The 22898-nt window shown below is 40.8% G+C and carries 15 protein-coding genes and 1 tRNA gene; 8 read left to right on the top strand and 8 right to left on the bottom strand.

Annotated elements, in window-relative coordinates:
• The first annotated feature begins 24 nt into the window (after positions 1–24).
• The 4 genes from ACULLH_RS11090 (at position 25) to ACULLH_RS11075 (ending at position 3497) form a co-directional block, all read left to right on the top strand.
• Positions 25–1638 carry a SusD/RagB family nutrient-binding outer membrane lipoprotein gene (locus tag ACULLH_RS11090; protein WP_454088801.1) on the top strand — a complete coding sequence of 538 codons (1614 nt, stop codon included), beginning with the start codon at positions 25–27 and terminating at the stop codon, positions 1636–1638.
• A 17-nt stretch (positions 1639–1655) separates the two neighbouring features.
• Positions 1656–2696 (top strand): hypothetical protein, encoded by a 1041-nt coding sequence (locus tag ACULLH_RS11085; RefSeq protein WP_454088800.1) that lies wholly within the window; start codon positions 1656–1658, stop codon positions 2694–2696.
• Between the two features lie 291 nt (positions 2697–2987).
• Positions 2988–3392 carry a 6-pyruvoyl trahydropterin synthase family protein gene (locus tag ACULLH_RS11080; RefSeq protein WP_454088799.1) on the top strand — a complete coding sequence of 135 codons (405 nt, stop codon included), beginning with the start codon at positions 2988–2990 and terminating at the stop codon, positions 3390–3392.
• Positions 3393–3422: 30 nt separating this feature from the next.
• A tRNA-Val gene (locus ACULLH_RS11075) sits at positions 3423–3497 on the top strand.
• A gap of 7 nt (positions 3498–3504) precedes the next feature.
• On the opposite strand, the gene ACULLH_RS11070 is transcribed toward ACULLH_RS11075, so the two are convergent.
• From ACULLH_RS11070 to gldJ, 8 genes are all read right to left on the bottom strand, one after another.
• Entirely contained in the window at positions 3505–3876 is a 372-nt protein-coding gene (locus ACULLH_RS11070) for a thiol-disulfide oxidoreductase DCC family protein (protein WP_454088798.1), read from the bottom strand.
• An 81-nt stretch (positions 3877–3957) separates the two neighbouring features.
• Positions 3958–5232 carry a UDP-N-acetylmuramoyl-tripeptide--D-alanyl-D-alanine ligase gene (locus ACULLH_RS11065; protein ID WP_454088797.1) on the bottom strand — a complete coding sequence of 425 codons (1275 nt, stop codon included), beginning with the start codon at positions 5230–5232 and terminating at the stop codon, positions 3958–3960.
• Between the two features lie 59 nt (positions 5233–5291).
• A complete protein-coding gene (locus ACULLH_RS11060) occupies positions 5292–8564 on the bottom strand; it encodes a VCBS repeat-containing protein (protein ID WP_454088796.1) in 3273 nt (1090 codons plus the stop codon).
• Positions 8565–8702: 138 nt separating this feature from the next.
• Complete coding sequence (locus ACULLH_RS11055) at positions 8703–10397, bottom strand: RagB/SusD family nutrient uptake outer membrane protein (protein WP_454088795.1); 1695 nt, start codon at positions 10395–10397, stop codon at positions 8703–8705.
• A gap of 4 nt (positions 10398–10401) precedes the next feature.
• Positions 10402–13872: a TonB-dependent receptor gene (locus tag ACULLH_RS11050; protein ID WP_454088794.1), complete on the bottom strand. Its 3471-nt coding sequence runs from the start codon at positions 13870–13872 to the stop codon at positions 10402–10404.
• 129 nt (positions 13873–14001) lie between these two features.
• Positions 14002–15045 (bottom strand): FecR family protein, encoded by a 1044-nt coding sequence (locus tag ACULLH_RS11045; protein ID WP_454088793.1) that lies wholly within the window; start codon positions 15043–15045, stop codon positions 14002–14004.
• A 257-nt stretch (positions 15046–15302) separates the two neighbouring features.
• Complete coding sequence (locus ACULLH_RS11040; RefSeq protein WP_454088792.1) at positions 15303–15911, bottom strand: RNA polymerase sigma factor; 609 nt, start codon at positions 15909–15911, stop codon at positions 15303–15305.
• Positions 15912–16416: 505 nt separating this feature from the next.
• Positions 16417–18075, bottom strand: a complete 1659-nt coding sequence (gldJ, locus tag ACULLH_RS11035; RefSeq protein WP_454088791.1) for a gliding motility lipoprotein GldJ — start codon at positions 18073–18075, stop codon at positions 16417–16419.
• Positions 18076–18453: 378 nt separating this feature from the next.
• Between gldJ and porV the strand changes: the two genes are divergently transcribed.
• From porV to ACULLH_RS11015, 4 genes are all read left to right on the top strand, one after another.
• Positions 18454–19602 carry a type IX secretion system outer membrane channel protein PorV gene (porV, locus tag ACULLH_RS11030; protein WP_454088790.1) on the top strand — a complete coding sequence of 383 codons (1149 nt, stop codon included), beginning with the start codon at positions 18454–18456 and terminating at the stop codon, positions 19600–19602.
• 78 nt (positions 19603–19680) lie between these two features.
• Positions 19681–20172: a cytidine deaminase gene (locus ACULLH_RS11025; protein WP_454088834.1), complete on the top strand. Its 492-nt coding sequence runs from the start codon at positions 19681–19683 to the stop codon at positions 20170–20172.
• 81 nt (positions 20173–20253) lie between these two features.
• Positions 20254–21252, top strand: coding sequence for a pyruvate dehydrogenase (acetyl-transferring) E1 component subunit alpha (gene pdhA, locus ACULLH_RS11020; protein ID WP_454088789.1), 999 nt, complete (start codon positions 20254–20256; stop codon positions 21250–21252).
• Positions 21253–21256: 4 nt separating this feature from the next.
• Positions 21257–22891 (top strand): 2-oxo acid dehydrogenase subunit E2, encoded by a 1635-nt coding sequence (locus tag ACULLH_RS11015; protein ID WP_454088788.1) that lies wholly within the window; start codon positions 21257–21259, stop codon positions 22889–22891.
• Positions 22892–22898: the final 7 nt, after the last annotated feature.

The raw sequence follows: 22898 nt of genomic DNA, 5'->3' as shown, positions 1-22898 counted from the left end.
GTGGAAAAGAAAAAAAATAGGACAATGAAAAACTATAATAAAATAAGTATCATTGGCATTTTGATGCTGATGCTCGGTATAAGCTGTGAAACGGTAGATTTGAATCAGCTTAATGACCCAAGTGAGTTAACACCTTCCAGTGCTGACCCCGAATTGTTGTTGAACAATGTGCAGTTACGATTTGTAAATGCCATAGCCTATAATGAGGACAATGAGGATGGTATCAACGTTCGTGCTGCAGAGTTTGTAAGAATGCAACATTTGTTTGGGGCGTATGTAGGACCCTTTTCTTTAAGTTCAGGTAATCTTGACAATCTTTGGACCGATTTATATAGAGAGTCGCTTCAGGATATCAATGTGATGATACCGTTGGCTGAGGAAAGAGGTCTTCAAGGGTTCATAGGAGTTGCTAAAATCATACAAGCGTATATCTATGTAACATTAGTGGATATGTTTGGAGATGTGCCTTTTACGGAAGCACTTCAGGGTAATGAAAATGCAAACCCGAATGTTGACAGTGGTCAGTCTATTTACAACGCCATGTTTACTGTTATAGATGAAGGGGTTGCTGCAATTAATGCAACTGGATCTGTTATGCCAAACGACCTTTTTTATGGTGGTAACAAGGCACAATGGGTAAGGTTGGCCAATACACTTAAGTTCAAGATGTATTTACAAATGCGTTTGATTGGAGACTTTAGCAGTGAAATCAATGGCCTTATAAATTCTGGATTGATTACAGATGCTGCCGATGATTTTGAATTCCAGTATTCAACCACGGCGAGTACAACAGGGGAGAGTAGACATCCTTATTATGCTCTTATTTATGATGCAGATGGTGCTGACGATTATCTGGTTAGCTACTACGTGAATTTATTAAAGGCTGATAAAGGGTTTGAAGATCCTAGATTGAGATATTATTTCTACAGGCAGGTTGCCGAAACCCCAACAGGTGATGATTTGCCATGTGAGGGTGAACCTGGATTTAACTTTTGCCATCTAGGTGATTTCTATTGGACACGTGACCATGGTGATGATGATGGTGTGCCACCGGATGGATTGAAAAGATCAACCTACGGTTTATATCCGATTGGAGGAGCTTTTGATGCTGATACTTTTACATCTGTTGCTGTGAACGCAGGAGGTGGTGGAGCAGGTATTTTCCCTTTCATGCTTTCAACTTATGTTAAGTTTATGCAGGCAGAATCTGCATTGATGTCAGGTACTACGGGAGATCCTAGAACGTTGTTGGAAGAGGGTATTAGAGGGTCTATGGACAAAGTATTGAACTTTATCCCTGGCCAAGTTACACCGGCTTTTGCTGCAACTCAGACAGATGTTGATGACTATGTTACCTTTGTTTTGGGACAATACGATGCCGCTGCTGATGATACAGCAAGGCTGGATGTTATTATGAAAGAGTATTACCTTGCGCTTTGGGGTAATGGAATAGAGGCTTACAACAATTACCGTAGAACTGGAATGCCAAGTGATATTTCAGGTCATGTTGGAACTCCAGGAGCTTTCCCTAGAACGTTCTTATATCCAGCAACTGTGGTAAATACCAACTCTAACATTAGTCAAAAGGAGATTTCAGTTAAAACCTTCTGGGATACGAATCCTGCAGTATTGGATTAACCTTTAAATCATGAAAAATGAAATTAATAAATAAAATATATTCAAAAATTAATTTAGCATTCTTGGCCGTTGTAATCGTGGCCGGAGCTTCCTTTACATCATGTGAGGATGATGATAAGAATAATCTGAACGATTTCCTTAGAAATGGAGGGTTCGTTAGGTTTGCAGAGGTTAACCCACCTGTTGTTGTTGGTGTTAGTGACGTAAGCGATGTTACCTACAGCTTCAATTTGATTGATGGTAACGGGACTGCAACCTTGTACGATCTAGACCTATATGCGAGTTTATCCGGAACCGTAACAGATACTGTGAATGTACAGGATATAACTTCCTTCCCAGCCTCTCTTGCATTCAATGCCGAAGACTTGGCATCCTTATTAGGAGTTACTGTGGCAGATCTTAACTTTGGAGACCAATTTTTCTTTACTGCTAAAGTAACCAATAACGAAGGGAATGTATTTAGCGGTAGTACGCGATTGGATTTAATTGAGGTTACCCTTGAAAATGGTGTTTATTTAGATGCCGATGGTGATGAGGTTACAGTAGGTCCAGAGGATAGAATCAACTCTGCGCCGGACGGAAGTCTATATGTTGCGCGAGGAGGTAGTGTTACCGATGATCTTCTTGATGAAGCAGGTTATTTGCAGGCTTTTGAATTTAATTTCACCATCGCTTGTCCAGCTTTGTCAGATACAAGTTCATTTGCTGGAACATACGACGTGGTAAGCCATACCTATTCAGGATTCGGCTTCCCGACCGAAACCGGTATTCAAATAGTTTCAGGACCGGCAAGTAATCAACTAACGGTAGTTGGTGGAATTTACACAGCGTTAGGGTCTGATGACCTTATACTTGATGTGGATTTGAGTACAGGAACTACTTCTATTGCGAACGAATCCAATGGAGTGGCCGCTTGGAATGCTTTCGGCTTTAATGCCGTCTATTCCGGTGCCGGAGGCACAGGCTTATCTTTGGAATGTTTGGATCCACAGCAGGTTGCGTTCAATCTTGAAACAGATTGCTGTATATCCAACAATGTTGTAATGGTAAAACAATAATTCATTCTGAATAAAAGAGGCTGATTTTCGGCCTCTTTTCAGATTGCCTGATAACAAATCGAGATAAGCGATGTGTCTGATGGATTATCGGGGTTTAGATATTTTAATTGGAAATGCACACCCTTTTGAACTTTCTAAACAATAACCGTCAAGTTCAAAAAGTGAGGTCTTTATGACCAGAAAGCCATCCTTTTAGGATGGCTTTTTTTATGCCTTTTAAGATGATATAGCAAGTGGATAGTTTGGCAAGATGCTGGCTTTAGAAGTATCTTTGCAGAAATTTGGTATTGAATGATAGCTACAATTTGTCGCAAAGCCCACTTTAATGCTGCACATAGATTGCATAATCCCAATTGGAGCAATGAAAAGAACATTGAGACTTTTGGAAAATGCAACAATATACATGGCCATAATTTTGATTTGGAGGTCAGGATTAGGGGTGAAGTGGACCCTGACACAGGTTTTGTAATGGATTTAGCGGTTTTGGGAAATCTTATCCGCGATGAAGTTGAAGAACGGTTTGACCATAAAAACTTAAACGTCGACTGTCCCGAATTTGAAGAACTTTACCCAACCACGGAGTATTTTGTGAAAGTTATCTATGATATCTTAAAACCCAAGCTTAAAAAAGGCCATTTACTTCATATAACACTGCATGAAACACAAAAGAACTCTGCAGAATATGGTGATTGGTAACAATTTTACGATATTGCACTCCATTTTTATGGGATATTAGCTCAGTTGGTTTAGAGCGCTGCCTTGACAGGGCAGAGGTCACTGGTTCGAATCCAGTATATCCCACATATTTTCAAAAGCTTACCGCACAGGTTTGGGATTTGCCAAACCATTTCACCCTATTTTTTGCAGCTATAATGTATATGTTGTCCCTAACTATCCGTGGGACATATGAAAGGGTAGAACCAACCAGCTGCCATTTGGGTATTTTGGAAAGAATACGGAGAAATCCGTCCGAATGTACATGCTGGCCATTTTCATCAAATAGGATGACGGTTTCCAACTGCTGATTTGGAAAACCATGATGCTTTAGAAGTTCCTGCCCTAATGGCGATTGAAAAGCTACCATTTGGAAAAGTCCGTTGGGTGCAAACTTCAATAACCACCCTACAACACCATTGCACAAATTACATTCGCCGTCAAAGACAATCACATTATTTTTCATGGTTAGAAACATTTATGCCCATTTTGTCGAACAAAATGCCCCAACATTATGATATTATGTTTTCTTTAAGATAAATAGGGCCTATAGAAGCTCTAAAACCCGTTCTAGGGCCATTCCCCGGGAGCCTTTAATAAGGAGAGCCCCTTTTTTTAGCGAATTGGTTTCAAGATATTCTTGAAAATCTGCAAAAGATTTGAACTTTTTGAAATTGGTCTGTGTTTTGTAAAAGTTTTCGCCTACAAAAAAAACTTCGGTAAAACCCTGCTCATGTGCCAAATCCGCAATAGATTGGTGTTCATTTGATGCTTCGGGGCCAAGCTCGAACATATCACCTAAAATCAATGTTTTGACATCCTCCTTTAGGTTTTTAAAATTCTCCAGCGCCACTGTCATGCTCGAAGGATTCGCATTGTAGGCATCCAAAATGATTTTGAACCCTTTTTGCTCCATAATTTGCGAGCGATTGTTGTCGGGGACGTATGCTTCCAAAGCGGACTTAATGTCGTCCATAGGCACGTTAAAGTACTTTCCCATAGTAATTGCAGCTGCGCAATTTGGAAAATTATAGCTGCCAATGAGCTGGGTGGAGATTGTAGTGCCTTCAGCCTCGATGACCACAAAAGGGTCAGCTTCCAACATCTTAATATTGAAATATGCTGGGTTGTCGGTACTGAAACCTATTTTTTTAACGTATGAAGATAATTTTTCGAGCTGAATGGGATCATCAGCGTTCAGAAAAACATGCTTTTCGTTGGGAATGAGATACCCATATATTTCGCTTTTCCCTTTGATAACACCTTCAACACCTCCAAAGCCTTCAAGGTGCGCTTTCCCGAAGTTGGTGATGTATCCAAAATCGGGTTGGGCAATACTGCACAAAAAAGCAATTTCTCCTTGGTGATTGGCCCCCATTTCCACAATGGCAAGCTCGGTTTCGGGTTGAATGGACAATAAAGTAAGGGGTACTCCAATATGGTTGTTAAGGTTGCCCTCTGTAGCGACGGTTTTATATTTTTTGGATAAAACGGAATGAATCAGTTCTTTGGTGGTCGTTTTGCCATTGCTTCCTGTTAAAGATACAATTCTGGCACTACAATAATTTCTATGGAATGTTGCCAGATTTTGAAGCGTTTCCAAAACATCTTCCACAAGTATACAGTTGTCCGAGGCTTTGTGGGAGGCTTCATCCATAATTGCATAGGCAGCCCCTTTTTCCAAAGCTTGTTGAGCAAACTTATTTCCATTGAAATTTGGACCTTTTAAGGCAAAAAAAAGGCAATCTTCGGTTATTTTTCGGGTATCGGTGCAAGCCGTGGGGTGCGATAGGAAAATCGCATGAAGTTGTTCCAATGTCATAAATCGAAGATATAAAAAAGCCCTGATGTTAGGCTAAAGCGAGCATCAAATTGTATGAATCAGTTGATGGCAATAAATTGAAGTGCGTCCGAGTTCTTGGCGACTACGATATATTCTTTTTCCGCTATTTTCATCGATTTCATGTCTTTTACGTCACCTGGCGCAAAGAAACCACTGTCTTTTGCTGGAATCGGATTGAAAGAACCTTTTCCATCTCCTTTTAAGAAAAGCCCATGGCTCGCGTCATTTCTAGGGGTTTCGACTTCCGAATTATAAAGGTTACCAGCAATCAACGCATCCAAATTTTGGTCATTGTCAAAATCCCGGATAATAATTTGATTGATAGAGGATAATTGGGCAACATTGGGAAGCTGGTGTGGAATCATTTTACCATTCCTGTTTTCCAAATAAATGCTGGCAAAGGACTTTACCTGATAATGTAATGAATTGTCTAAAGTTTCCTTGGCATAAACATCCTCCAACGTCGCATTCGAAAAAGACTCATAATTTTTAAATTTCTCCTTGATCGCAGGCATTTGTTGGGATGAGCATTCTCGTCCTCTCACTGGAAACTTTTCGCCATAATTGTAATAGCTCAAGACTATATCCTTGGTATTGTTTTGGTCAAAATCATTGAGGTAAATATCGAATGTTTCGTTCTCAGAGGCTTTGTATTTGAAGTTCTTGCCCAAGTTGCCAACCAAATAATCCATGTCGCCATCATGGTCAAAATCTCCCTCATTTATGCTGAACCACCATCCTGTGGTGTCGTTTATCCCAAAATTCTCTGTTACATCAGAAAAATAACCACTGTCATTTTTGAGAAGGGTTATGGGCATCCATTCCCCTATTAGAATCAAATCGGTCCATGAATCGCCGTCAAAATCTGTCCAGACCGCGTCAGTGACCATGCCTATTTTGGACAACATTGGAGCTATTTTTTCCGTTGCATCAACAAATTGGGCACCTTCTGAACTGCTCCTGTTTTCTAGGATGTAACTGTTGGCTGGCGAAGGATAATTACCTGGAACAAGTCGCCCTCCAACGAAGAGGTCCAAATCCCCATCTTTATCAAAGTCATGGCTGTGAATTCGCGAACTGCTGGTAATCATTCGGGGTAACGCAGTTTCCGACTTGATAAAGGTACCTTGTCCATTGTTGATATAGAGTCTATCCTGTAATTGTTCCGAATCTGGGGAAAACTCGTTGCCCCCGCTGGCTATGTAAATATCATTGTCACCATCTTTTTCAACATCAAAAATATGTATGCCCATATCCTCGGAACCGCTGTCCACAGCAAAAGGTTGGGAGTCTGTTTTTTTGAAGCTTCCGTTTTTCAATTGAACATACACCGCAGTGGTGTTCTGCGAAGAACTACCTACTACAATGTCGTCCAGGCCATCATTGTTCAAATCGCCGGTTGCAATATTCGGACCTAGCAGCGAGGTTTGATGGGGAAGTAAAATCTCTTTTTCAAAATCATTGAAGTAATTTTCTACATGTGTGTGATTTACGATTTTAAGGCTGTCCTTTTCTGTTTGAAACGCCGGGGTTTTGGTTAATTGAGGGCTGGTGGGGTCAAAGGCTGGGGCGTTGGCGTAATCAATAATGAGTTTACTGTTGATTTTTGGGTTCTTAACAAGCTGCTTTTTGGCATCGGGCCACTGGATTGCTATAGAATCTACTTTTTCAGCTTTTCCCAATCCAAAATGAAGCCTTGGGGCCACGGAGGATTGAAATCCACGGGTTAAAGTCATTTCTTGGTATTGGGAGATTCCATTGGAAAATAAGGTAACCTTGGCGCCAAGTCCAAATACGTTCTTTTCTGGTCCTTTAAATTCAATGGTAGTGTAGTTATTTTGTTCTGCGCTTTTATTTTCAAATAGGGATGCGAGGTCATCTATGTTATTGGTGACAATTTCCAAATCTCCGTCATTATCCAAATCGACATAGACACAGCCATTGGAAAATCCTTTGTGTTCAATTCCCCATTCCTTGTTCATTCGAGATAAGGTAAGGTCACCATTGTTCCTAAAAACATAATTATCGATTTTTTCGGAGGGTATGGCCAGGCTTTTTGCCAGCATACTGTCTTTGGGAATCCCCTTTTTTTCAATTTCTTTGAAATAATCCCGATTGTTAATTTCTCGGCGCGTACCATTGGAGATAAAAAGATCCTTCCAGCCATCATTGTCCAAATCTGCAAATAATGGCCCCCAACTCCAATCGGTCGAGGATACACCGGCGAACCGTGAAATATTGCTAAAATCTGGAAGGGAATCATGAAGGTTGCCATTGTTCAATTGCAGGGTGTTCTGCATATATTGGTAATGAAACCCTGAGTTTACCGTACTCCAGAACAATTCTGGGTTCATGCTTGCCATATTGGCCTTTGCCCTTCTGTTGATTTGCGCAGTCATGTCCACTTGCATAATATCGAGCAACAAATCGTTGTTAAAGTCGGCAATGTCGGTTCCCATGCCATAGAAAGAGTTATTTTTTGTGGTTTTCTTTACTTGTTCGGAAAATGTTCCGTTCTTATTGTTGATGTATAGATAATCGGGTGAACTAAAATCATTGGACACATATAGGTCTGGCCACCCATCTTGGTTGAGATCTCCGACCGTAGCGCTTAATGACAGACCAAAGGTCTTTAGACCGGCCTCTTCCGTTACATCCACATATTTACCGTCTTCATTTTTGAACAGTCTATCGGTTTCCAAAGGTTTTGGAAATTTCTGTTTGAAGGCGTAGTAAAAATTAGGGGCATTAAATGGGGTGGGAGGATAGTTGGCCACGTATAGGTCCAGGTCGCCGTCTAGATCGTAATCAAAAAACGTACTTTGAACACTATTACTGGGGTCATTAATGCCATATTCTGCTGCTTTTTCGGTGAAGGTATTGTCCCCGTTGTTTATGAACAGCTGATTTTCTTTATTACCAAATTTTCCACCTACCGAACAATAGATGTCCAGAAGACCGTCATTGTTCACATCTGACATAGTAGTTCCGGTATACCATCTGCTATCGCCTGCTACACCGGCGGCTTCGGAAATATCTTCAAATTGAAGGTTCCCTTTGTTCAGATAAAGTTTGTTGGGGACCATGTTTCCGGTGAAATACAAATCGACCAAGCCGTCGTTATTGATATCTCCCGCTGAGACTCCTCCACCCATATAGATATAGGCAAAGTTGAAATAATTGAGTGAATCGGTTTCTACAAGGTTGTTGGAAAAGTCAATTCCGGATTGATGTTTGCTGATTTTTGAAAACAACAATGCTTCGTTGTTCTCAGCGTTTTTTGAACAGGATGAACACAAAAAAATAGCCAAGATCAACGATAAAGATATGCTACCGATACACTTCATTGAATGAATATATAATAAATTGGAAAACAGGGCTTTTACACCCTGTTTTCTTTAGTCAACTTAAACTTAATTAACTATTTAAACTAACCAAACTACTAATTCTTAATACCCAGGATTTTGACTTAGAATATTACCACTCAAGTCAATGGCATTTACCGGAATAGGTAGTAAATCCATAAACGACTGATACGTGGCTACTTTGGTGTCAAAATTTGGTATTGTTCTATCTTCATTGGTAACATAGGTATTGATGGTGCTTTCAGCAACGCCCCATCTTCTAAGGTCGAACAAACGATGTCCTTCCATACCCAATTCCAATCTTCTTTCAAAACGAACGGCCTGACGTGCAGCAGCCACATCTGCGAAAGCTGCGTATGGCTCAATTTGGTAATTGGCCGCAGGAGCATCGCCAGCTTCATTTAGCACATATGTCATGTTTTTAGCCCTGTTTCGAACCTGATTAACATAATCAAGTGCGGTTGCCAGATCTCCGGTCGATTCCACCGCGGCTTCAGCAGCCATCAAAAGAACATCTGCATAGCGTATAACATTATAGTTTATACCCGAATGCTGTTGTCCCCAAGCTCCTGTTCCTTGGTTTGCACCCAATTCATCGGCTTGATAAATGTTCTTCTTTGGTAAATACGGTCCAGATACATCAGAAGGTAAAGCTCGAATCCAGTCAGCCCCAACCATTGTGCCGAAGCCATTGTAATCGATGCCTCTTCGACCAACTGTATAATCCAATCTTGGGTCAAGTGGGCCTGCATGTGGTACAAATGGATCAGCAGTGGCAATTCCTTGATCATTGTCAACATCGGTCTGATTGAAAGTGTCCAACAAAGGAAGTCCTGCACCATCGGTTTGGTAAGCGTTTACCAAATCCTGGGTTGGCTGATAAAATCCACAACATGAGTCGAAAGGACCGCCACCTGGGAAATTCAATGTTCCCCCTTGGTTTCCATTTAGGGATTGACCTCCATCGGTAGCAAATTGAATCGCAAATATTGATTCACCAGCATTTTCCCCGGCGGAAGTGAAATTATCCAAGAACTCTGTATTCAAAGAATATGGTCCGTTATTGATTACATCCTGCAATTGGGTCAAAGCATTTGCCCATTCTGCCTGAAACAAATGGGTTTTTCCCAAGAACGCCTTGGCAGTCCAGGACGTTGGTCTTCCTGGTTCTGCTTGGGTATCAGGAAGGTTATCGATGGCGAATTGAAAATCTGCTTCTACCTGGTCCCAAATTGGTCCGGGGTTTGGTTGGTTGAACTCGGTAGCAGCATAGTTTTCCTCAGAAATATATGCTGGATTACCGTACAACTTTTGCAGTTCAAAATTATAGTATCCTCTTAAAAATCGAGCTTCAGCGGCTTTACCTGTAAAGTCCCCTTCGGTAATGGTGGCAATCAACGCCAAAACCGCATTGGAACGATTTACACCGGCATATAGGGACAACCATTTAGCCAATACATATGGATTACTGGTTTGGATATCATAGGTCTCAAGTTGAAATAGCTCAACCTGATCACTATCTGTACTTCCCTTGTGTGCATCATCCGACATTACATCCAACCACCAATTGTCTGGGCTAAATGCGAAAATGTTTCCACTTTGGTTCAAACGAACACCATCCAAGGCCGAATAAGCCCCTGTCAGCAATAAATCTATCCCTGTCTCATTGGCAATGGCATCATCTGTCAAAGCACCAACAGCAGGTTGTATCGTAAAGTCATCGTTGCATGAAAATGTCAATGCAAAGAATGCTATTAGATATAAGAATTTCTTTTTCATTTTTTTAAAATTTAATATTAGTTCCAAAAGTGAAAATCTGAGCCAGCGGGAAAGCCGAAACGTCTACACCTTGGGTAAGGTTATCAATAGCACCATTTCTCACAATTATAGGAATTTCAGGATCTAATCCATTATAGTCCGTAATCGTGAATAAGTTTGATGCTTGCAAATAAAGCCTAACATTATCAATGCCTATTTTGTCTAAAACAGTATCGGGCATAGTGTAACCTATCTGAAGGTTTTTCAACCTCAAATAAGATGCATTTTCAACGAAGTATGAATTCGGTGATGTCTCATTATTGGTAATAACTGAGCTAAGAGCCGGTAAGGCTCCGTTAGTATTACTTGGAGACCAAGAATCCAAGGTCCTTGCACTTCTATTGGCATTGAAGAAGGTAGGGAAATCCGTAAAAATTTTGCTGTAATTGTAGGCATCTTTGCCAGATACACCAGATAAGAAGGCAGATAAATCCCAATTTTTGTAGCCAAAGTTAAGATTGATGCCATAAGTAAAATCTGGATGTGGGGATCCGATGAATGTTCTATCATCATCATTGATCACATTATCGCCATTGACATCGCGATATCTGAATCTACCTACACCATCAGTGTTAGTGGCAAAGCCTTGGTCGGCAGCACTACCCACTTCAGCCTCGCTAGAGAAGATACCATCCACTTGCAATCCGAAGAAAGACGAAATTGGTCTTCCAACCTCGGTTCTGGTAACTGCCCCACCTCTAAATCGGGTGTCACCTACCTGGAAATCTGAGCTAAGATTAGTTACCTCGTTCTTGTAAGCTGATACATTCAGGTCGATTCCATATGAAAAACCAGAATCAGTGCTGTTTTGATACCCTAAGGTAATGTCAACACCTGTATTTTGGATGTTACCCAAATTCACGAATGGAGCGTTGGCGTCAATCGCTGTTGTGCTGATAACGCTCAAATCTTGGGCGATAAGGTCATTGGTCTCGATTTTGAAGTATTCAATACTAAAATTCAATGTATTCCCAAGAAGTCCGAATTCTGCTCCAATATTAGTGGATTCAGAGGTTTCCCATCGTAAATCTGGATTTCCAATGGCTCCTACAATTGCTCCTGTTGTTGGAGTTCCTGAACCCGTAAAGGCGTAATTGGACTGTGCTGGATTAATGGAAGAAACATTGATGGTAGGGTTAGCCGCTGGAACAGCTTGGTTACCCAATTGTCCCCATGATGCTTTTAATTTAAACCGATCGACAAAACCACTGTCGAACCAATCTTCCTCACTTACCAACCATCCTGCACTTACTGCAGGGAATGTATCACTTCGGTTGTCACCTAGGAAGTTAGAGGAGGAATCCCTTCTTAACGTTGCTGTCAACAAATATTTATTGGAGTAAGAATAATTCAAGCTTCCAAAGACTGAAAATAGGGAGTTGGTCACATCACCTACAAAACCAAAGTTTGGAGTTCCAGAACCTCTGTCCAATAGATAGAAATCAGGGGTTTCAAACAAAAATCCTGTTACATTGATGGTCTTTTGCTTGATTCTGTTTTCAACAGCTTCCAAACCGGCCAAAACATTGATGGAATGGTCTCCATATGTTTTGTTGAACGTTAGTGTATTCGTCCAAACCCAGTTATAAGAATCATAATCGAACTCTGTAAGCGTGTTTGTAGACCTGGCTTCGGAGTGTTCTGGGTTTGTTGCCAAGAACTGTCTAGAATTCTGTAATTCCAAGTCACCTCCAATGGTGGTCTTAAAAGTAAGGCCATCAATAAATTCATAAGAGGCATAAACGTCTCCTAAAATCCGAATGGTCTTGTAGAAATCGTCAGATGCTCTGGATAGATCGGCAACAGGGTTGGTCGGGTTGGATAAACCAAGAGCATTGGAATAAGTACCTGCGAAGCTTCCATCATCCGCTCTTACAGGCAACAATGGGCTATTACGTTGTGCAAGCATTACGGGATTGCCTCCAAGTGAAGCATCAGGGATTTTAGCTGTACTGCTGTTGGCAAATGAAACATTTAAGTGTTCTCCAACTCGTATTTTGTCTCCAATTTTAAATTCCGAATTAGCACGAAGTAACCCTCTTCTAAAGAAGGACTCCAATTGTGTTCCTTGTCTGTTCAAATATCCAAGGGAAACATTGTATTTGGCATTTTCGGTACCGTTTTCCATACTGAGTGAAACGTTTTGCGTCGGAGCGCTACGGAAAACATCATCCAACCAAGATCCACCAGATCTTGTCGTCACGGGAGTAGGTGCACCAATAATGCTCGAAGGAACTACTGGGGAGGCACCATTGCCGTATTGTGGGTGGGAAGGAGTCAGATTATCGTTGCTCAAACTCTCGAAGATCATTTCTCCGTGTTGCTGTGCATTTAATACATCAGGAAGGTTTGTTGCCCTGGAAAAACCAGTATACATATCCAACGAAATGGTAGCTGAATCTTGATTGTATCCGCCATTCTTTGTGGCAATAATTACGACACCGTTGGATGCCCGTGCTCCGTAGATGGATGCTGCACCATCCTTTAAAACGTTCATCTGTGCTATGTCCTCAGGATTGATGGAATTTAAGATGGAAGCATCGGTTGTTTGAACTCCATCAATAATGAAAAGAGGACCATTTGCGTTAGTAGAACCAAATCCACGAATTCGTATCGTTGGTGTGGAACCTGGAGCACCTGCATTGATGACGGATACACCGGTTACTCTACCTTCCAATGCCTCAGCAGCATTTACCAAGGGAGCTTTGGTGGCTTCGGTCAAGTCAACGGATGCCACGGAACCGGTCAAATCACCTCTTGTTTGCGTGGAATATCCTAAAACAACAACTTCATCCAATAAACTGGCGTCTTCTGCCATGTTTACATTAATTGAAGTTTGATCACCCACTGTAATCTCTTGAGTTGCGAAACCAACATAGCTAAACACAAGGACAGCATTTGCACCAACGGTGATGGAATAATTTCCGTCAAAGTCAGTTTGTGTGCCGTTTGTTGTTCCCTTTTCCACAACGTTGGCTCCAGGTAGTGGAGCTCCTAGATTGTCATTTACGGTACCGGTTATGGTAACCTGAACTTCCTCAGGACTTTCAGGTGTGGACAGCTCTATGGGTCTTTTAACTATAACTACCTGTCTATCATCAATTTTAAAGCTTAAATCTGTTTTGCTGAACGCTTTATTCAGTATTTGTGATAGTTTGGCATTTTTAAGATTAAGCGTGACCTTTCTTTGCTGGTCAATAATATCATCTTTATAAAAAAAGATGAATTCACTTTTGGATTGAATCTCGTTAAACAAGTCCTCAAGTGTAACATTGTTGACGTCAATGCTCATTTTGGTCTGTGCGTAGCTTGTGTTCGCATAAACTGAACTAAGACCAATGGCAATAAAAAGAAGAAAAATTCTCATAATATTCCAGAGATAAGACCTCAAGGATATTATTCTCCCTAAAGGCTTAGGGTTAGCAATTTTATTCATAATTTAGTTTTTTTATTAGTTAATGTTGCTGAGTTAGAGTTTCAGCAATGTTTTTAGCTTGCCAGAAGGTGTTGGCGCATCTTCTGGTTTTTTTTGTTTTAGTCTTTCATTTCATATAGTAATCGGGTTTTAGTTAATCAATATTTGGTTGTCATTTATAGTGTACTCAAAATCTGAGGTTTCTTTAATTATCTTGACCACATTTTCAACATTTTCCTTTAGGTCGAGATATCCCGAAAATGTTTGAGCTTCCAGTTGTTTGTCATTGACCGATATATCCACATTATAATATCTCGAAAGTCTTTTCATGATATGCTTTAGGTTGTCATTCTTAAAGATGAAAACCCCGTCTCTCCAGGAGAAATATTTTTCAACGTCCACTTTATTGGCATACATGGCAGTAGAGTTTTTACCATAAACCGCTCTGGTTCCAGGAGAGATTTTCAAGACTTCATGAACTTTGAAAAAAGAATCGGTCTTGTACTTGATTTGAACACTACCATTTTTTAGTGTTGTACTGATACTGTCATCATCCGAGTAATTGCTCACATTAAAAAGCGTTCCCAAAACTTCTATTTCATGGTTTTTGGATAAAACCATAAAGGGCTGCTGTTCGTTATGGGCAACATCAAAAATGCCTTCGCCTTCAAGGTAAACTTCCCTTTTCTTTTCGCTAAAAGTAACTGGATAAACAAGCTTGGACCCTGAGTTTAACCAAACTTGGGTGCCATCGGACAACTTAATCTGTGATCTTTTGCCATAAGGAACAATAAGTGTATTGTAGACGACTTTGTTGTTTCTTTTATTGGCTTGGCTCAGCTCATCATTTTTTCCGATGCTAATTTTTTCACCTGTACTGGAGTAGGCAAGACTGGAGTTGTCACCTTCAATATCAACACTCTTGCCCTCTTCGAGCATAAGTGTAACCTTGTCTGTGGAAGTATCAACATGAATATTCGAAGTTTCAACATAGGTTTCTATGGAGGGGGTTTGAAGATTGTTGAAGTAAACTCCGAAAACAAATGATGCGACAACTGCGGCCGATGTTAGCCCGATTGCGTATTTGACGTTTCTTCTATAGCGTTGGTATTTGAAAATTGAAGCGGTGATTCTTTTTTTCAAATGCTCACGTTCCCTAGTGTTCAGTTCTTGGATATTGTTTCCTTTCTCCATGGTTGGTTCTCATGCATTTATGTGGTACAACCTGATATTTCTGACCACGCTTTAAACATGCATATACTAGTATAAGTACCGAATCTTTGTTTTATAGACAATTTTTTTAATATTTTTTTATTGGAATGGTAATTTAAGGGTGTTTTTTTTATGGGAAACTCGATTTCTACTGGCGTTGATGCCAATTTCAGCATAGAAATAAATTTAGGTGTGAAAAGTTTTGAAGCTAAGAAACAGGATGGGATACCAGGAAGTAATTAGCTTAAGAATAGGGCAAGTATCGATAATCCAAAGAGTACCGAGGGCATAATCATGTTTTTTCGCAAAGATTTGATCGCCCGATAGATAATGGTACGTGAAGTTTCTACAGAGACATCCATGATCTCCGCAATTTCTTCGTAAGGTCTTCCTTCCTTAAACCTTAGCTGTAAACCTTTTACTTGGGTTTTGGTCAAGAAATCGTTGGCCTTTTGCCATATTTTCCCCTTTTTGGAATCATTCTCCAGTGCTATAATTCTTTCTTCGGGAGACAGCACATGTTGCAACATGTTTAAGTGGTTTTCAAAAGCTTCTTTTTCGGCAAAGTGAACCAAATTTTGTTTGTACTTTCTGTTTACCTTCCTTCGAAGTGATGTAAGCAGGTAGTATTTGATATTGTCGGTATCGGAAAGTTTTTCACGGTATTTATAAAGGTCCAAAAATAGATCGTGAATGCAATCCATGACATAAGTTTTGTCCTTGGATAACTGGAACCCGTAGGAAAAGAGCACCTGTATATAAAGGTCATATACCTGGCCTAGGGCAATAACATTGCCCTTTTTAATTTCATTCCAAAGTATATGTTCATCTTTATTTTGAGCGTTCACGGCTATATTGGTTACAGGTAAGACAAATATTCTTTACTGTAGCAGTATTTAAGGATGCACCAATGGCGTCCACAAACCTTTTGTTGCATGATTTAGCTAAAAACATGACATAAACAAGAGGCCTTTAATGATATTGAATAACCTGTCTCCTATGGAGCGTGAACAGACAATTGAAGTCTGGATAAATTAGCTTTCATATTCTTTGAGTTTGAGTATATATAGTTAGTCTTTTCTTGAATGATAGAAGGAATTTGGTCCACATCAAATTCCAGAATTATAAATATAACAGCTAAAATTATGTAAAAATCGATACAACAGGCCCTTGAATTTGTTAAATTTTTAACAGCGCTTGTCCTACAACGATTTATTCGTAACCGCAATTGATGGGAGCACATGAATTAAAATGGTGGGGAATATCTAGTTAAAGACGGGAGCCAGTATGACTTTAATGGAAACAAAAAAGCCCCGATAAATTGTATCGAGGCTCTTCTAGAATTATTTTTCCTTACTTGGCTTTTTTGTGCCTTATCGTCTTGTTTTTGGATTTGGATTTAGATCCAACCCTTGACATGGCGCATCGGAATCCGATATCATCGGTAGCCATATATTGTGGTAGATATCTTCGCTGTGCAGGATCTAACCAAAAAGCTCTATCTCTCCATGAACCACCTTTGTAAACTCGTACTTCATCATTGATCAACGAGGTACGGTAGTTGGATGTATCATATTGTCTGATTAGCTTTCCGGTAGAATCACGTTCTACCTTGTGCTTGGGAGAATCATACATTTTTCTGTTGTCCGACTCGTCACTGAATCTTTCAAAGAATCTTGAAGAACCTGGATCACCATCTCGATAACCGCGATTATCACTGGAATCAAAGTTGGTTCTCAAATATGTTTCTTCCTCGGTTACCGGAACCATTTCTATTTCTCCTGGAAGATTAATGGCGACAATTTTACCGTTGGGAAGTGTATCGTATTTAATTTCATCACGTAAAATTTTCACTTTGCCATCATCACCAATGGCTTTTTTCAAGAAGATATTACCTCTATAGTAATTAAAGTCACTGATTTCATCGTCAACAATAGGACGGTATACATCAGCCACCCATTCGGATACGTTACCAGCCATATCATAAAGACCGAAATCGTTTGGTTTGTATGATTTTACTTCAGCGGTAATATCAGCCCCATCATCAGACCATCCTGCAATTCCTCCATAATCACCTTTGGCTTGCTTAAAGTTGGCCAACTGATCTCCACGACCAACACGCTGACCGTTACGGGTGTAATCACCTTCCCATGGATATTTCTTTCTACCCCGGTAGTTGTTATATTCTCTGGATCCTATCAAAGCCTGGGCAGCGTATTCCCACTCAGTTTCTGTGGGGAGACGGTATTCAGGCATGATAACACCGCTACTTCTTTTCGCAAAGGTGTTTATGGAATCCCTTTTTTGCTTTCCTTGAAGTGAATCTATCTGACCTCCATAAACGGATTCAGGGTTGTTCAAATAGGCTTCTGTGCTAAAGGTCCCTTCAATTTCACCATTTAATACCTGGTATTTTGCATCTTGGGCTAAATAACCTTCTCTTTCCAACATTGCTTCGTTTACCCTATCTGTTCTCCATTCGGCATATTGAGCAGCTTGTACCCAGTTTACACCCACAACAGGATATTCCGCATAGGCTGGGTGTCTTAGGTAGTTGTTGGTCATGGTCTCATTAAAACCTAAACGGTTTCTCCAGACCAAAGTATCTGGCAAAGCCCCAGTATAAATGTTCTTGTAATTTGGGTTTTCAGGAGGATATACTGCCTTTAAATAATCCAAGTACTCTAAGTACATTACATTGGTCACCTCGGTTTCATCCATATAGAATGATTGTACATGTTGTTGGGTTGGTGTATTGTTCCAATCATGCATGATATCATCCTGAACCTTTCCTTTAGTAAAGGTTCCACCCTCAATAAACACGGTTCCCGGAGGAGTTTCTTGCTCTTTAAAATCAGAATTGTGTTGAAATCCTCCTTCCTTTGCATTGATTTTCCAACCTGTGGCTCTGGAAACATTCTTTGACGAACCGGATGAGGAATTTTTGCAGCTTGAAAAACTTCCCGCCACGACAGCGCAAGAAAGTACAACTTTGATAAAGTGTTTTTTCATAATTTGGGCTTGAGTACTTTATAACTAAGGGTTTTCCTTAGCAGCTTTAACTTGTTTTGATTTTACTTAAAATCCATCTGATGGCATTAAAACGATGTTTTGGCCATTATATTTTGTGCCTGGAAAATTAATCTGCAGGCTTGATCTACTTTTTTAAACGATAAGGAACTGAAAATAGTATGAAACATTGAAGTTTTAACGGTTTTATAGCATGAAATGAATCGTGGTAAATCTAGCATACCGGTATTCATTCTAAATTTTAGGTTAAAAAAATAGGTATTGATTATAAGAATTGATGGAAAAGTTCGTTTACATGTAATACGTCTTATTTTTATGCTATACCATGGACGTGATTTAACTAAACGCTAAACGCTTAAAATGAAAAAGTTACTAATACTAGTAGTGTTGCTTGTTCTTGCCCCAAGAATCAGCGCACAGCAAGAAAGAGTAATTACAACAGCAGTTCCGTTTTTGACCATTGCTTCTGATGCCAGGGCTTCTGGTATGGGAGATATGGGGGTGGCGACATCTGTCGATGCATATTCACAACAATGGAACCCTGCAAAATTTGCTTTTGCAAACCATAAATCCGGAATAGGGGTCAGTTACACACCCTATTTGGAAAGCATCGTAAATGATGTCTCCTTGCTAAATGCCAACTACTACAACAAAATTAATGACCGAAGTGCTTTTGCATTTAGTTTGAGATATTTCGGTCTTGGCGAGATAGAACTCCGCCAAACTTTTGATCAGTTGGACCCAACTTTGGTAAAACCTAATGAATTTGCCATTGATGGTTCCTACTCTTTGAAGCTCAGTCAAACCTTTTCTATGGCTGTTGGAGGTAGATTTATTAGCTCCAACCTTAGATTTCAGGAAGGGACCCAAGATTCTCAAGCAGCGAATGCTTTTGCCGTGGACATTGCTGGTTTTTTCCGTTCAAGGGAAATTGCCTATGAAAGCTTTGACGGTAGATGGAGGGCTGGATTCAATATTTCCAACCTCGGAGGGAAGATTCAATACGACGCAGGTGGACAGGAAAACTTTTTACCCACCAACTTAAAATTTGGTGCTGGTTTCGATTTCATCTTTGACCAGGACAATGTGTTGGGACTTCATACCGAGTTCAACAAATTATTGGTGCCCACCCCAAGAGATTTTACTGGAGACGGTCAGATCACAGCGGAGGATAACGATGAATACCAACAAATAGGATTCTTTAGCGGAGCTTTCGAATCTTTGGGAGACGCTCCCGACGGTTTTAGTGAGGAGTTGAAGGAAGTTACCTGGGCATTGGGAGCTGAATATAAATATATGGATGCCTTTATGCTTCGTGGTGGATATTTCAATGAAAGCGAGGATAAAGGTTCAAGGAAATTCTTTACCCTTGGAGCTGGTTTTCAGTTCAAATCGGCACAAATAGACCTTTCGTATTTGTTCTCCACTTCGCAGGTCAGAAACCCATTGGAAAATACCCTGCGCTTTTCCCTTACCTTTAATTTTGGCGAGGAATATGTCAATGATTAGTCGAAGCGCAATAAGAGTTTAAAGAAAACCTGTCAATTGACAGGTTTTCTTATTTTTGGTTATCACCTAAAGGATATCATGGAGAAAAAGCAAATAGGTTTCGAACTTACCATTTATGAACATACCCATGAGCTGTCACAAATCGAGCAAAAATTGTTACATGAGGCTGAAGTGGCCCGAGAAAGTGCATATTCCCCATACTCCAACTTTAAAGTAGGGGCGGCCGTTTTGTTGGAAAATGGCGAGATAGTGATAGGCAATAATCAAGAAAATTCTTCGTATCCATCCGGACTTTGCGCCGAGCGTGTTGCTGTTTTTCAAGCCGGAGCCAGATTCCCTGGAGTGGTCATAAAGACTATTGCGATCAGTGCCACTTCGGAAAATTATGTGGTAGATAAACCGGCAGGACCTTGTGGGAATTGTAGGCAATCCATCATCGAGTACGAACAGAAACAACAGTCTCCCATTTCAATATTGTTACGAGGCGAGATTGGACCCATATTCAAATGCAATTCCGTCAACGATATATTGCCCCTAGCATTTAGCAGTTCATTTTTGGGTGATTCTTAAACCAAATCTTTTTACAAAACAGATATATATGTATTTTTGCTGTTCTCCAAAGCTGGGGAATTTCAAATAATACAATCGTTGATGAAAAAAATCACCAAAGAAGTTTACCTAAAATGGTATGAGGACATGTTGTTCTGGAGAAAGTTCGAGGACAAACTTGCGGCAGTATATATTCAACAAAAAGTAAGAGGGTTTCTTCACTTGTACAATGGTCAAGAAGCTGTTTTGGCGGGCTCTTTGCATGCCATGGACCTGACCAAGGATAGAATGATAACGGCCTACCGTAACCACGTTCAACCCATAGGAATGGGTGTTGACCCTAAAAAGGTCATGGCTGAACTTTATGGTAAGGTTACCGGTACTTCCAAAGGTAATGGAGGTTCCATGCATATATTCTCCAAAGAGCACCGTTTTTATGGTGGACATGGTATTGTGGGAGGGCAGATTCCCTTAGGTGCTGGATTGGCCTTTGCCGACAAATACTTTAAAAGAGATGCCGTAACCCTTTGTTATATGGGTGATGGTGCAGTTCGTCAAGGTTCTTTGCACGAGGCGTTCAACTTGGCTATGCTCTGGCAGTTGCCTGTAGTGTTCATTTGTGAAAATAATGGTTACGCCATGGGAACATCTGTAGCACGTACAGCGTATTCTACCGAGATTTGGAAATTAGGATTGGGTTACGAAATGCCCTGTACCGATGTTGATGGAATGGATCCAGCTTCAGTGGCTAAAGAAGTGGACAAAGCTATTGAGCGCGCCCGTACAGGAGGTGGTCCAACTTTCTTGGAAATGAAGACATACCGATACAGAGGACATTCTATGTCCGATGCGCAGCATTACAGGACCAAGGAAGAAGTTGAGGAGTACAAAAAGATAGATCCAATTACCCAGGTGAAGGATGTCATCCTCGAAAAAGGATATGCTTCTGAAGAACAGATCAAGGAAATAGATGCAAGGGTAAAAGATTTGGTTAAGGAATGTGAGAAGTTCGCGGAGGAGTCAGATTTCCCTCCAATAGAACAGATGTACGATACCGTATACGAACAAGAAGATTATCCATTTTTACAACATAAATTATAAGTAAATGGCAGAAGTAATCAACATGCCTAGATTGAGCGATACCATGGAAGAAGGTACCGTGGCAAAATGGCTCAAAAAAGTAGGGGATAAAATAGAGGAAGGTGATATTTTGGCCGAGATTGAGACGGATAAGGCCACAATGGAATTTGAATCCTTCCATGAAGGTACATTGCTTCATATCGGAATAGAAGAAGGAGATGGCGCACCGGTTGATTCACTTTTGGCCATTATTGGAGAAGAAGGGGAAGATATTTCTGCTTTGTTGAATGGAGGTGGAGCACAGGCGGCTGTTGTTGAAGCTCCAGCGGAAAAGGAAAGTGCACTAGTAACTCCGGCAGCACCCGTTGCTGAAAGTGCAGAAATTCCTGAAGGTGTTGAGATAATTAAAATGCCAAGGTTGAGCGATACCATGGAAGAAGGAACGGTTGCCTCTTGGTTGAAAAAAGTAGGTGATGAGGTCGAGGAAGGTGATATTTTGGCCGAAATCGAGACAGATAAGGCCACAATGGAGTTTGAATCCTTCTACTCAGGTACTCTTTTACATATTGGTATTCAAGAAGGTGAATCTGCTCCCGTTGATGAGGTGTTGGCCGTAATAGGACCTGCCGGAACCGATGTAAGCGCAGTTCTAAGTGCCCCAATCGGTGCCGTTGCTGAAAGTGCACCAAAACCAGAAGCAGTTGCAGCAGCGCCCAAAGCGCAGGAAGCTGCTCCTGAAGTTGTTGCTTCCCAAAATGGACAACGCATATTGGCTTCTCCCTTGGCCAAGAAAATTGCAGGGGAAAAAGGAATTAATCTAGCCGATGTAAAAGGTTCAGGAGACCACGGTAGAATTGTGAAAAGGGATGTAGAAAACTTCCAGCCATCACAAGCACCTGCTGCTGCACCAGCTGTTGCGGCTCCTGCAGAGACTGCTGCACCAGTGGCTGCTGCTCCTATAAACTTACCTGTTGGTGAAGAGGGCATGGAAGAAGTGAAGAACTCCAACATGCGCAAAGCGATAACCAAGCACTTAAGTGCCTCTAAGTTTACGGCGCCCCACTTCTATCTTACCATTGAAGTGGATATGGATAATGCCAAAGCCTCAAGAGCGCAGATAAACAATTTGCCCGACACCAAAGTATCGTTTAATGATATGGTTTTGAAGGCTTGTGCCATGGCGTTGAAAAAACATCCTCAGGTAAATACCACATGGACCGATGATGCGACTATTTTCAAACACCATATACATATGGGTGTTGCGGTTGCTGTTGATGAAGGATTAGTGGTTCCTGTGGTAAAATTTGCCGATCAATTGACACTTACCCAAATAGGAGCTGCCGTAAAGGATTTGGCAGGAAGGGCACGTACCAAAAAGATAAAGCCCGATGAAATGGAGGGTAGTACGTTTACCGTTTCCAACTTGGGAATGTTTGGCATACAGGAGTTTACCTCAATCATAAACAAACCTAATTCGGCGATATTGTCCGTAGGGGCCATTGTGGAAAAACCAGTTGTGAAAAATGGTGAAATCGTGGTTGGAAACACCATGAAGGTTACCTTGGCATGTGATCACCGAACTGTTGACGGTGCTGTGGGAGCCCAGTTTTTGCAGACATTAAGAGCTTATTTGGAAAACCCAGTGACGATGTTGGCCTAATTTCAGG

The sequence above is a fragment of the Flagellimonas sp. 2504JD4-2 genome (assembly GCF_053642935.1).
This window is presented reverse-complemented; position numbering and strand designations above follow the sequence as displayed.

What these genes read in the sequence shown, in the direction of transcription:
- ACULLH_RS11065 (WP_454088797.1), bottom strand. Translation starts at nt 5,232, where the DNA reads ATGACATTGGAACAACTTCATGCGATTTTCCTATCGCACCCCACGGCT.
- gldJ (WP_454088791.1), bottom strand. Translation starts at nt 18,075, where the DNA reads ATGAAAAAACACTTTATCAAAGTTGTACTTTCTTGCGCTGTCGTGGCG.
- ACULLH_RS11025 (WP_454088834.1), top strand. Translation starts at nt 19,681, where the DNA reads ATGGAGAAAAAGCAAATAGGTTTCGAACTTACCATTTATGAACATACC.
- ACULLH_RS11055 (WP_454088795.1), bottom strand. Translation starts at nt 10,397, where the DNA reads ATGAAAAAGAAATTCTTATATCTAATAGCATTCTTTGCATTGACATTT.
- porV (WP_454088790.1), top strand. Translation starts at nt 18,454, where the DNA reads ATGAAAAAGTTACTAATACTAGTAGTGTTGCTTGTTCTTGCCCCAAGA.
- ACULLH_RS11085 (WP_454088800.1), top strand. Translation starts at nt 1,656, where the DNA reads ATGAAATTAATAAATAAAATATATTCAAAAATTAATTTAGCATTCTTG.
- ACULLH_RS11070 (WP_454088798.1), bottom strand. Translation starts at nt 3,876, where the DNA reads ATGAAAAATAATGTGATTGTCTTTGACGGCGAATGTAATTTGTGCAAT.
- ACULLH_RS11015 (WP_454088788.1), top strand. Translation starts at nt 21,257, where the DNA reads ATGGCAGAAGTAATCAACATGCCTAGATTGAGCGATACCATGGAAGAA.
- ACULLH_RS11090 (WP_454088801.1), top strand. Translation starts at nt 25, where the DNA reads ATGAAAAACTATAATAAAATAAGTATCATTGGCATTTTGATGCTGATG.
- ACULLH_RS11080 (WP_454088799.1), top strand. Translation starts at nt 2,988, where the DNA reads ATGATAGCTACAATTTGTCGCAAAGCCCACTTTAATGCTGCACATAGA.
- ACULLH_RS11045 (WP_454088793.1), bottom strand. Translation starts at nt 15,045, where the DNA reads ATGGAGAAAGGAAACAATATCCAAGAACTGAACACTAGGGAACGTGAG.
- ACULLH_RS11050 (WP_454088794.1), bottom strand. Translation starts at nt 13,872, where the DNA reads ATGAATAAAATTGCTAACCCTAAGCCTTTAGGGAGAATAATATCCTTG.
- pdhA (WP_454088789.1), top strand. Translation starts at nt 20,254, where the DNA reads ATGAAAAAAATCACCAAAGAAGTTTACCTAAAATGGTATGAGGACATG.